The sequence below is a fragment of the Dyadobacter sp. OTU695 genome (genome assembly GCF_038440355.1).
Classification (GTDB): domain Bacteria; phylum Bacteroidota; class Bacteroidia; order Cytophagales; family Spirosomataceae; genus Dyadobacter.
Window position 1 is genome coordinate 1 of record NZ_JASATN010000079.1, and the last position, 633, is coordinate 633.

Below are 633 nucleotides of genomic sequence, written 5' to 3' on the forward strand. Positions count from 1 at the left end.
TAATGCGGGGAAACCTGGACGCACCATGGAAGAGGTCCTTGGAGCTCAGCGCGCCAGTATCGCGCCTATCGACGAAATGAAAACGGTCTGGGAAACGAATGTATTTGGTACGCTTGCCGTGACACAAGCTTTTTTACCTCTATTAAGGAAAGCTGAGAAAGCGCGGATTGTGACCGTGTCGAGCGCATTGGGTTCTCTTATTTTGAATGCCAATCCAGCTAATCCCTACCGCTCAGCCTTCGATGCCGTCTATGGGGCATCCAAAACTGCGCTTAATGGCGTTTTCCTTTCACTGGCGATCGATTTGGCGAATACCCATATCAAAGTACACCTGGTAAGTCCTGGTTTTACGGCAACGGCTCTGAATAATTTCCAGGGGACCGATACGGTGGAGGAAGGATCTATCGAGCCCATAAGGGTGGCCTTGTCAGAAGACCTGCCGACAGGAAGTTTTACCGGACCCGTCCATTATGCCGGATCAGACAACATTGTTCCGTGGTAACAGTGACAGGGTTAAAACCCTGCGAATGGAAACAGTCGCGGGGTTTTGGTATATTTATATGATGAAAAATAAGGAAGACAAATTGATACGGTTCATAACGATATCGGAAACGCATGAGGCCTTTGGCTTGT

At 48.7% G+C, this 633-nt stretch carries 1 protein-coding gene; it reads left to right on the forward strand.

Going from position 1 to position 633, the window contains the following annotated elements; genetic code table 11:
* Positions 1–502: SDR family NAD(P)-dependent oxidoreductase (locus AAHB90_RS32505; RefSeq protein ID WP_342089493.1), on the forward strand; the 502-nt coding region annotated here is incomplete at its 5' end.
* Positions 503–633: the final 131 nt, after the last annotated feature.